6 protein-coding genes are annotated in these 11433 nt (G+C 68.6%); all 6 read right to left on the reverse strand.

The features are described 5' to 3' along the window. Nucleotides 1-287 precede the first annotated feature (287 nt). Complete coding sequence (gene ald / locus BMZ79_RS23765) at nucleotides 288-1403, reverse strand: alanine dehydrogenase (protein ID WP_090644812.1); 1116 nt, start codon at nucleotides 1401-1403, stop codon at nucleotides 288-290. 109 nt (nucleotides 1404-1512) lie between these two features. Next, on the reverse strand, nucleotides 1513-3198 hold the full coding sequence (locus BMZ79_RS23770) for a PucR family transcriptional regulator (protein ID WP_256253060.1): 1686 nt from the start codon (nucleotides 3196-3198) through the stop codon (nucleotides 1513-1515). A gap of 151 nt (nucleotides 3199-3349) precedes the next feature. Beyond that, on the reverse strand, nucleotides 3350-4054 hold the full coding sequence (locus BMZ79_RS23775; protein WP_090644814.1) for a copper homeostasis protein CutC: 705 nt from the start codon (nucleotides 4052-4054) through the stop codon (nucleotides 3350-3352). A 377-nt stretch (nucleotides 4055-4431) separates the two neighbouring features. Next, nucleotides 4432-6093, reverse strand: coding sequence for a DUF4091 domain-containing protein (locus BMZ79_RS23780; RefSeq protein WP_090644817.1), 1662 nt, complete (start codon nucleotides 6091-6093; stop codon nucleotides 4432-4434). Nucleotides 6094-6098: 5 nt separating this feature from the next. Continuing rightward, the gene (locus BMZ79_RS23785; RefSeq protein WP_090644820.1) at nucleotides 6099-6746 is read right to left on the reverse strand and encodes a carbohydrate-binding family 9-like protein; all 648 of its coding nucleotides are present in this window, start codon (nucleotides 6744-6746) and stop codon (nucleotides 6099-6101) included. Between the two features lie 347 nt (nucleotides 6747-7093). After that, nucleotides 7094-11401 carry a S8 family serine peptidase gene (locus BMZ79_RS35520; RefSeq protein ID WP_090644822.1) on the reverse strand — a complete coding sequence of 1436 codons (4308 nt, stop codon included), beginning with the start codon at nucleotides 11399-11401 and terminating at the stop codon, nucleotides 7094-7096. Nucleotides 11402-11433: the final 32 nt, after the last annotated feature.

Here is an 11433-nt window from a genome sequence, read left to right on the forward strand (position 1 = left end):
TGCACCGAAGCGGCGAGGCCGCTTCGCGCGACGAGCGCCTCGCCCAGCGGACCCAACCGCTTCGCGGACCATGCGCCTCGCCAGCGAGTCCGTCGGACAATTGCGGCGTTGGCCGCTTCGTCGCCCGGCGAACCGGCGAGCCATTACGCCGGCCGCTTCGCGCTCCAGCTGCTTCGGCGCCTCCGCGCGCGCAGCGCGCTACCGCGCCCCATCGCGCCCGGCTGTCCCGGCGCGCGATCGGCCCGCGCCTATCGCGCATAGCCGTAAGGCCCGCCCCGCGCGGACGCCTACCGCAGCAGCGCGTACACGTCCGCGTGCGCAAGCCCGTGCGCGTCGGCGACGGCCTTGTACGTCACCCGCCCGGCGGCGGCGTTGACGCCCCGCGCGATCGCCTTGTCGTCCAGCGCGGCCTGCGCCCAGCCTTTGCCGGCAATCCGCAGCCCGTACGGCGTCGTCGCGTTGGCCAGCGCCAGCGTCGACGTGCGCGCCACGGCGCCCGGCATGTTCGCGACGGCGTAGTGGACGACGCCGTGCTTCACGTAGGTCGGCTCGTCGTGCGTCGTGATGCGGTCGATCGTCGCGATGGAGCCGCCTTGATCGATCGCCACGTCGACGATGACGCTGCCGGGGCTCATCGCCCGGACCATCTCTTCCGTCACGAGCCGCGGCGCCCGCGCGCCGGGAATGAGCACGGCGCCGACCACGAGGTCCGCGCGGCGGACGGCTTCGGCGATGTTGTACGGATTCGACATGAGCGTCTTCACCCGGCCTTGGAACCGTTCGTCGAGCTGGCGCAGCCGGTCGGGATTCAAGTCGAGGATCGTCGCGTCGGCGCCCAGCCCGACGGCCATCTGCGCCGCGTTGGACCCGACGATGCCGCCGCCGATGATCGTGACCTTGCCCGGCTCGACGCCCGGCACGCCGCCGAGCAATACGCCTTTGCCGCCGTTCGCCTTCTCCAGGAAACGGGCGCCGATCTGCACGGACATGCGGCCCGCCACCTCGCTCATCGGCGTCAAGAGCGGCAGACTTCCGTTGTCCGGCTGGATCGTCTCGTACGCGATCGCGGTCACGCCACTTTCGATCAGCGCGCGCGTCAGCCCGGCTTCCGGCGCAAGATGCAAGTACGCGTACAGAATGAGGCCTTCCCGGAAATAGCCGTATTCCTCCGGCAGCGGCTCCTTCACCTTGACGACCATGTCGGCCGCCCACGCTTCCGCCGCGTTCGCCGCGATCGTTGCGCCCGCCGCGGCGTAAACCTCGTCCGCGAAGCCGATGCCCGCGCCGGCTCCCGTTTCCACCCGCACCTCGTGCCCGGCTTTCGCATAGGACAGCACGGCTCCCGGCGTCATGCCGACGCGGAACTCGTTATTTTTGATTTCTTTGGGTACGCCGATCAACATTGCGCGTCCGCCCCTCTCTCGTCATCGTCTCGATGTCTCCACTATAAGCCGGCGGGAGAGAGGTTCCATTAGACAAAATGTCCAACGTTTGGTCCGCGATTTTTACCCCTTACGGCGGCGCGTCCGGCCGCAGGAGCTGGTACGCCCGGATGCCGGCCTGCAGGGCGAGACGCTTCTCGGGCTCCATGTAGTCCGCGCCGAGCAGCTCTTCGATCTTCTCCAGCCGGTAGTAAAGTGACTGCCGGACGATGAACAGCCGCTCCGCCGCGAGCCGCTTCGAGCCGTCGCAATCGAGGTACACTTTCAGCGTGCGCAGCAGGTCGCTGCCTTTCGCCTCGTCATGGTCGAGAATCGGCCCCAAGTACGTCCGCACGAACGAATCCAGCACGCCCTTGTCCGCGATATGGAACAGCAGATGGAATACCCCGATCTCGTCGAAAAACACCGGATCCGTCCGTAAAATCGGCGCGAGCGACAACGCCTGAAGCGCTTCCTGGTAGCTAACGTGGGCCTGCAGCAGCCCGCGGCCCTGACGGCCGACGCCCGCCGACAGCCGCGCGTCCCCCGCCGCCTTCAGCTGCCCGAGCGCGACGAGCGCCTGCCGCAGCCGCTCCTTGACCGGCCGCTTCGGCGCCTTGTCGAACGCGATGACGACGAGCCGGCCGTTCTTCAGCGTCATGAGCGGATGGAACGTCTGCCCCTCGAACACCGTGCGCACGGCAAGCGAGAGATGAATGCCGGCCGATTCCGTCCCGTCGTCCGAGAAGCCGGAAGCGGGGGCGGCGGACCCGTCACCGAATTCGATGACGACGACCCGGTACGCCAGCTCGTTCAGCTGCCGGTAAGCGCCGCCGGCCAGCAGCTTGACCTGCTCCTCGTCGCGGAGGCGCAAATGCAGCAGGTCGTCGACCCACAGCGTCTCCGAATAGAGCCGGCGCTCCTCCACGTACCGCGTGCGCAGCAGGTCCTGCGCGATGGACAACGACGCCGAATCGAGAATCAAAAACTCGTATTCCTGCGGTTTGCGGCCGAGCGCGAGCAGCAGATGCGCCCACGTCTTCCCCATGGCGCCGACGGGCTGGATGACGACGCTCCGTCCGGCATGCTCCGCCACCGCGGGCGCCTCCGCGGCATCCGGTTCGCCGGCCGTGCCGCCCGAGTCCGAGGCGCGGCTTCGCCAGTCGGCGAGAAAGCCTAGCCACGCTTCCGCCTCCCGCTCCGGGACGGGCGGCACGAACTTCGGCGGCCCGTCCTGCGGCACATAGATGACCGACGCCCGCGCGCTGTCGCGCAGCAGCTCGAGCACCCGGCCCACGCCCTGCGACGCCAGCGTCAGGCGGTGAAAGGCGCGGGACGTCTTCTCCAGCTCCTGCAGCGCGCGATGATGCTGATTGATGCGATAGGCGTGAATGTCTTGCGTGATATCGATAAACCGCACGCTCCGCGGGAAGACGATGACCGGCAGGCCGACCGCTTCCGCCGCGCGCAGCCATTCGTCCGGCACGCTGCTGACGTGATGGCCCATCTCGATGCACAGGCACGCCGCCTCGCACCGGACCAGCTGGTCGAGGTAGGTCAGGAACGCCGCGGTGTCGTTCTTGAACGCGGCTCCCGTCGTCAGGATCATTTCCCCGCCCTGCAGCAGCTGGTCGAAGCGGATCACCTCAATGATATGCACCCAGCGGACGGGGCGGCCGAGGCCCGCCCGGCCCGCCGCGAGATACGCGTGCCGGAACGCCGGCCGCGCCAGCACGTCCCGCACGGTCAATTGCTCGCCTTGCTCCACGAATGTCACTTCGCTTTCTCCCCTGTCATGACAACAAGCGCCCGTTCGCGTGGAACGGCACGCTTATATTGTACCATCCGGCCCGGCCGGCGGCGAAAGCTTGCCGGCAGTCGGTCGCGCCGGCTTCGCGGCTCGCGAGGCGCGAGCCGGTCCGGCTACTTCACCGCCCGGCGTCCGCCTGCCCGTCCAGCGCCGCGCGTACCGCCCTCAGGCGCGCCGGATCCAGCGGCTCCGCCTGCCGGCCGCCCCGGCGCACGCCGGAGCCGAAATGCACGGCGCGGACGCCCGTCTCCCGCGCGAAGCCGGCCGCCGTCTCCGGCGTCAGCCCGCTGCCGGCCATGACGGCCGGCCCCGCGGCGCCCGCGAGCCGGACCAGCCGGGCGATCTCTCGCCCCGCCTCCAGGACGCTCGGCATGCCGCCGGACGTCAGCACCGCGCGGATCAACGGGTACCGTGCCAGCGTCTCGTAAGCCTCTTCCAAGTCGCGTGTCTCGTCGAACGCCCGGTGGAACGTGACGGGCAGCCCGTCCGCCGCGTCGAGCAGCCGCTTCAGCTTCTCCTCGTCGACCGTGCGCGCCGGGGTCAGCGTCCCGAGCACGAACGCGGCGGCGCCCGCCAGCCGCAGCGCCCGCATATCGCGGATCATGCGCGCCATATCCGCCTCGTCGTAGTCGAACGATCGGCTGTGGGGGCGGATCATCGCGTGCACGGGAATCGCCGCGATCGCCGCGGCTTCCTCGACGTCCGCGACCGCCGGCGTCAGCCCGCCTTCCTCCATCGCCGAGACGAACTCGACGCGGTCCGCCCCGTGCGCGGCGGCGATCGCCGCGTCCTCCGGCGTCAATGCAATCACTTCGAGCAGCATGCCGCAGCTCCTTTCGTCTCCGTCTCGCAATGCCCATTCCCTCTCATTATAGGGGACGGGGCCGGGGGCGCCAACGAACGAACGCGGCGCAGGATAGAATTTTTCCGATCCGCCATTCCCATGCCGCCGCTCGACGGCCAGCGGCGCAAGGCGGGTCGGGGCGTCGGGCAAGCAAGGCGGGCAGCCTGCGGGCAGCGCGAACGCGCAAGGCATCAGGACGGTCAAAACCAGAACGGACCGGCGGACGCGCAACCGTCCGCAGCCGGCAATCCGCCCGGCGAAGCGCCTCCTGAAGCATCCGGATGATCCGGATCAAACAACAAGCCTTGACGGCCGATGGGCCGCCAAGGCTTGTTTCGTCTTTTCGTTCCAAGAGGCTACGCCCGCTCCATCAGCTTCGCGTTCACCCATTCCCGCTTGGCGAGCAGCCAGGCGGCGTCCCGCGGATAGCGGCTGAACGTAATCGGCTCGTCCAGCCCTTCCTCCAAGCCCGCGATGACGAATTCCCGGCCGCGCTTCTCCTCCAGCAGCCGGAGCGCCCTCGCGTCCTGCAGCGCTTCGCGGAGCACTTCGAGCCGGATTGACTCCACCGGCCCGCCGTCCGCCCCCGGGTAGACGAGGAAGGCGTCGCCCGAAGGAAACGCGAGGCTCGCGTCCGTGACCCGGTACGGATCGATCGGGCCGACCGAGTACTGCGCGTACCAGAAGTTGAAGCCCCAGTGCAGGAAGCCCGCGAGATCGAATTTGTACAGCTGGACGCCTAAGATCCGGTTGCGCGCGGAAGGCATGCTGAAGAAGCGATTCGCGACCTCCTTGTACTGCCCGCAGCAATAATACGTCCACAAGCCTTCGACCCCGTGATCTAGAAACGGCTCGATATGGTTGCTGGCCGGGATCGGGTTCTTGACCAGCCCCTTCTCGTAGAACGCGAAATCCGACAGCGCGTCGATGACCGGGTAGTCCCCCAGCAGCTCGCCGACCAGCCGGCTCGCGCGCGCATACGCGTCGATATCCCGAAGCGACGGTTCGTCCGAGACGTGGAACAGACAGCGGTCCTGCAGGCCGTTCGCTTCGATCCATGCCAGCAGCGCGGGCACGAACTGCCGCAGGAACGCTTCGTACGCCCCGCCGCCCGCGTCCGTCTCCCAGCCGAAGATCCGCCGCTCCTCGCCGCCGACGTCGGCCACGATCTTGGGCGCGTGCTTCGCCCCCCACTGCGTGAACAGATGCGAGAATTCGAAGCGCTCGATCCCTTCGCGCCGGCACAGCGCCACCCACCGCTCCAGCCTGGCAAAGCCGAACCGGTAGCTTCCGTCCGCCTCGGCGCGGACGTCGACGAGCTGGACGGTCGGCCGTTCCCCGCCGACCCGCGTATCGAGCGGCGGCGTGAAGATCGGCGTCAGGATCACGTTCATGCCGTGCCTCGCCGCGGTGCGGACGTAGCGGCCGACGATTTCCCAGTGCCGCTCGCTGAACGCGTCGACGCCGTAATGGGTCGCCAGGCAATCGGCATGGAACCATTCCGTATGCAGCAGCTGCTGCTCCGGCAGCCGCAGCGGGACAATGTCGAGCTCGAAATCCGTCTCCCCGAGCGGCTCGCCCTCCGCCGTCGCGAAGGCGACCGCGATCGCATGAACGCCCGGCCGCACGCCGGCGCGCGGCTCGACCGTCACCCAGACGGAGCGCCATTGGCCGGGAAGCGCCGCCGCGCCGGCCCCGTCCGGCAGCTCGAACAGCGGATCGGGATACAGGCCCGGGGCCGTTCGCAGGACGCCGTCGTCGTGATCCGCGTAGACCGGCAGCTCGGACGGCGCCAAGCCGACCGCCCGGAGCGTAATATCGGCCTCGATGTCCGCGCGGACGGATACCCGCATGCCTTTGATCAGCGCGTCCGAGCGGTAAGCGACCTGGAAGGACGCGACCTCGTTCTCCAGCGCGCTCGCCCGCCGATAAGGCGCTTCGCGCAAGGGCTCGTCGGCGAATACCTTCGCGAGCGAGCTGACGCACCGCAGTTCAAGCTTCGATTCGTTCTCGTTCATATCCGTTAGGCCTCCTCGTTCTTGTCCGGTCCGCCCGCGAAGAGCAGCGTGCCGAAGCGCTGCGGGACGTGGTAGTCCACGGCTCCCGTCGGGCGCCAAGCCCAATAGCGGCGCTCGCCCGACCGGTCTTCGTCGATCCGGTAAGCGTTCCAGCGCCATGCCGTGCCGGCCTCCGGCAGCCGGCCGAAGTTCGCGAGCGGCAGCCGGATCTCGTAGATCCGGAGCGCGCCGTCTTCGCGGACGGCCGTCGCCATGCCGGCGGCGTGCCACTCCGGCTCGATCTTCTTCGCCCCCCGCAGATCGTTGCGGATCCGCGCGTCGAACACGACGTTCCGCGGGCTGACCTCGAGCTCGTAATACGTCGTGCCCGTCCCGTGCTCGTCCAGGAACAATTCCACGACGTCCTCTTCGTACAGGGGGTCGTCATGTTTGCTCATCGTCGCGACGACATGGTCGTCCTCGCATGCGAACCGGAACCAGAGGTCGCTCCCGGTCCAGCAAGCCTGCACGGTCGTCCGCAGCGCCGGGACGGCCCCCGTCACGACGTCCGTCAGCAGGGCGGGCGCGACGCCGTCCCAAGGGACGGAGCCGTCGGACGCCGGTTCGACGTACCCGCATTGATAGAGCCCGGGCTCCGCATCCGAACGGTTCATCGCCTCGCCGCCCCTTTCGCTCGCGCGGCCGCCTTCGCCCCGGAGCTCCGCGTTCGCTTGCCGCTCCGCCTTTCCGGCGGCCTGCGTTCGATTCGATGATGCATGGCGCTCGCGCTCCTTCGCTTGGGGTCACTTTCGGCTAATCGATTCTATTATAGAAGCCGGGCGGCGAAGAAGATTTACCGAATCGGCCGGATTATTTGCACGCGCCGGTCCGGCGCCGAGCGCCGATCGAAGGCCGCTCGCCCCCGCGCGCGCCGCGGCGAAAAGCCCCCTATCCGCGTTCCGGATAGAGGGCTTTCGCTTGGCGCGGCAGGCCGATTATCGTCCGGTCGGCAAGCCTCGCGTCAAATAAGGCTCGCGGCCGAAAGCAATTGGTAGAGCACTTTCGCGGCCGCTTCGCGCGTGGTCGGCCGAGCCGGGTCGAAGTAGAACCGGCCCTGCCGTTCGCTTCCCTGCATCAAGCCGGCCGCGGTCACGGCGTCGATGCTGGCTTGCGCGTACGCGCCGAACGACGAAGCGTCCGCGTAAGGACGATTCGGAGCGCCGGCCGCCGGCCCTACGCCAAGCAGCTTCATGGCTCTCGCCAGCATCACGGTCAGGTCTTGGCGCGAAACCGCGTCGTTCGGACGGAACGCGCCGCCGCTGCCCGTGATCAGGCCGGCCGCATACGCCGCGGCCACGTCCCGCGCGAACCATTCCGTGCCTTTGACGTCGGCGAACGGCGCCTTCGGCGCGTCCTTGTCCAAGCCGGCCGCGTTGACCAGCATCGACGCGAGCTGCGCGCGCGTGACGGCGCTCTTCGGCGAGAACGCCGCCGCGGAGGTCCCGTTCAGCAGGAACTTGTCCGCGAGCGTTTGAATCGCTTCGGCCGCCCAGGACGTCTTCGCGTCCGCGAACGACGCGCGCCGTTCGGCGACGGCATACGTCGAGAAGCCCGGACGCGCGACGGTCACGATCGTGCGTCCGTCCGCCGCCTTCTTGAACGCGGCCGGAACCGGATAAGCATGGCCCCCGTCCGCGTACAGCGCGCCGGCGCGGCCGGCGTCGATGCCCGCGTCCAGCGCGAACGCCTTGCGGACCGTCTGATCCGGAGCCGGCGCCAGCGGCGTCTCCTTGCCGTCCGCGAGCGAATACGCCGCGAACGAATACGGCGTGCCGAGCACGGCCGCATCCGGAAAGTCGGCGGCGAACAGCGGCTTGCCGTCCGCGGCGGGCGCGATGTCGACCGCGAGGCCGGCCTCGTCCTTCAGCGCCGCAAGCGGAATCGCGACCGACGCCCCGTTCCAGGCGAACGCGAAGGCGCTGCCGGCCGGCGCGGACGCGAGCAGCTTCGTCTGCCCGGCGGTCAGCGTCAGGCGGGCGCCCGCTCCGCGCTCCGCGCCGTTCCCGGCGTCGATGCCGAAGACGGCCGGCTTGCCCTGCGCTTGGCCCAGCGCCTGCCGGAGCGCGTCGTCCGCGACGGTAACGACCGTCCTCCCGTCGCTTGCGGCGGCGCTGCCCGTCAAGGCAATGACGTCCTGGTTCGCCGCGGCAACGGCCGCCAGCGTAACCGGAGGCAGGGAATCGCCGTTATCCGGCCCGCCGGCCGGAGGCGCTCCGCCGCCTTGACCCGGATCGGACGGGTTGCCAGGATTGCCTGGATTGCCCGGATTGCCGGGGTCTCCCGGATCGCCCGGAGTAGACCCGCCGTCGTCCGCGTCTTCCTGCACGTACACCATCGAGCCGAGCGACTGGAAGGCATCGGCATCGTTTTGTTCGTTGATATGCGCGACCACCAGCGAAATCATGTACTGGCCTTCGGGCAGCTGCCCGACGACGTCGAACCCGTATTCGTCGACGTCTCCGTCCGCATGATAGCTGCCGTCCAGCTTCTCGAACCTGATCGGACCGGCTCCGAACGGCAGACGCGTCTGCCCCGCTTCGTCGAGGCTGTTCGTGAAGGCCAGCGTGCCCACGTATTCCTGATCGAGGTTGAACACGTCGACCTCGGCGTAGTTCATGGAACCGTCGAGCAGGGTCGCCGTCGCGTCGATCGGCGCGCCCGGTACGATCCGCTGGCCCGACAACGCGAAATCCTTCAAGGCGAAATCGTTGTCCCCGGCGTCGTCGCCGACGTGAACGGCGAACGGCAGGTGCAGCGTCGGCAGCCCTTCGGCCGTCAGCCGGACTTCGCCTTCGTACACGCCTTGCGCCGCGCCGTCCGCGGCCTTCGCCGACAGCGTGAAGGCTTGGCTGGCCCCGGCTTCCGCCGTTACGGTATCGCCTTCGCCGAGCCCGCCGAGCGTCATGACGAGATTGCCGACGTCCGGCGTCGGCACCGGATCGTGCGGATCCGACGTGACGCTCGGATGGAGCACGACGGAAGCCGCGTACGTCACCGGCGCGTCCGACAGGTTCTTCAACCGAAGCGGCTTGACGACCGGCTCGGCCGCCGGTTCGATCGCGCCGAAGCTGAGACTGCTCGCCTCGCTCTCGATGATCTTCTCGTTCATCTTCTCGTCGTAGACCTTGATCGGATCCGTCGCTTCGACGACGGCCGGCGTCAGGACGGCGTTCGCCGCGTTCGCCCGTCCGGCGCCTTGCGAGTAGACGTCGTACTGCGTCCCGCCGAGGTCGTGCAGCGTATCCGCCGTATTGGCGAGCGCCGCGCGCACGTCGCGCGGGGACCAGCCGGGATGCTCCTGCTTCATGAGCAGCGCGAGGCCCGCGACGTGCGGGGACGCCATGCTCGTGCCGCTGAGCCGGTAATAGGCGGTGTCGTAATCGGGCCGCGGCTCGATGCCGTAATCGATCTCGCCGTAAGCCGGCACGGTCGAGCGGATGTTCACGCCCGGCGCGCTGATATCGGGCTTAATGCCGTAGTTGCCGTCGGAGTTCGGGCCGCGGGAGCTGAATTCCGCGATCGTGTCGCCCGGCACGACGGTTTCCGGGAAATCAGCGCCGAACGTGAACCGCAGCGGGGTCCCCGCGCCGGCGGAATCGAGAATTCGCCGGGCCAGCGCGCGGCCTTCGGCGCCGGACATGTCGAAGGCGGGGATGTAGTCGCTGTTCTCGCCGAGGAAGGCGGCGGAGCCGATCTTGCCGTCCCGGTCCTCGACATGCTCGGACAGGTCGGCCGCGGCCGCGTCGTCCTTCAGCGCGTTGCCGTTGAAAATAATAATGGCTTTCGCCCCGCGCTGCATGGCGGTCTTGATCTTGTCCACGAACGCCAGCGTGCCCCGCGAGACGAGCACGACCTTGCCCGCTACGTCCGTCGCGTAATCCGCGTCCGCCCCGAGGCCGACGTACGCGGCGTCCAGCGGTTCCGTGCCCAGCTCGGCGGAAAAATCGCTGCCGCCGAGCGGCCACGCCATGGCGTCGAGCGAATAGGCCGGATGCTCCGCCGTCAGCGAATCGGCGAAGCTGCCGCCGTAATGGCTGCTGACGCTCGTCGCCGCGGCGACGGAAATCGCCAGCTGCGCGCTTGCCGGCGAGCCCATGGAATAATAATACGGCCCCGAATCGGCGGCGTTGCCGCTCGCCACGACGGCGGTCACGCCCGCAAGGACGGCGTTGTTGACGGCGATGGAATCGGGCGAAGTCGGGCTCTTCTCGCCATCCGACCCCAAGGACAGGTTAATGACGTCCATATGATCCTTGATCGCGTGCTCGATGCCGTCGATGACCTGCGCGGAGGTGCCGGTAACGTCGACCTCGAGCGTCTGCGGATTCATCTTGGCGCCGAGCACCTTGTACGCGTACAGGTCGGCTTCGTACGCGATCCCCTTCTGCACCGTCTCCGCGTTCGGATTGGCCGCGCGGCCGACGATCGTCCCGGAAACGTGGGTGCCGTGCTCGGAGCCCGCGAAGCCGAAGCTGGGGTTCGGCACGTCCTCGTACGGATCGTAATCCTTGTTGACGGAGTCGTATCCGCCCTTGTAGGCGCCTTTCAGATCCGGGTGGTCGTAGTCGACGCCCGTATCGATGACGCCGACCTTCAGCCCTTTGCCCGTCATTCCCTTCGCCCAGGCGGCGTCGGCGCCGACCTGGCGGATGGGATCGATATCGAAGTTCGGATCCGCCGCGACCTCTTCCGCGGAAGCGGCTGGCGGCAGCGGGATCGCGCGATACGTCAGGTTCTTGCTGATGGACTTCACGCCGCCCATGGCCGCGAGCTGCGGAATCCGGTCCGCGGGTACGGTCACTTCCATGCCGTTCAGCACCGTGTCGTACTTGTAGTTCACGTTAAGGTCGATGCCCTTGCCGGCCGCGGCGGACACGAAGGTCGACTGCTCCGCGTTCACCGCGCGCTCGGCCGATTCGGCCGAGAAGGAGCCGCGCGCCAGCTCGGAGGCGTGCCGGGCGGCGGCGGCGGGCGGCTCGCTCAGCTGCACGATGACGTTGACGTCCGCCTTCGAAGACGTGTCGATGCCGGGGTCGACGACGGCGGGCTCCTTCGCGGCGCCCGCCGTCGCGCCGCCGCCGCCGGCGGCCATCAGCGCGAGCAGCTGCGCCGTTACCGGCTTGCCGAGCGAAGGATTCGGCAGACCGGCCGACAGCGGTTCGCCGGCGGAGCCGGCCGCTTCGCCGGTGCCGCCGAGCGGCGCCGTCAGAAGCATGGAGGCCGCGAGAAGAGCGGCCGTGCGTTGCAAGATAAGCGTGGATTTAGCCAAGTGCGATTCCTCTTTTCGTAAGATGGTCGGCT

Origin of the sequence: Paenibacillus sp. UNC496MF (genome assembly GCF_900113915.1) — a bacterium.
Taxonomy (GTDB): domain Bacteria; phylum Bacillota; class Bacilli; order Paenibacillales; family Paenibacillaceae; genus Paenibacillus_Z; species Paenibacillus_Z artemisiicola.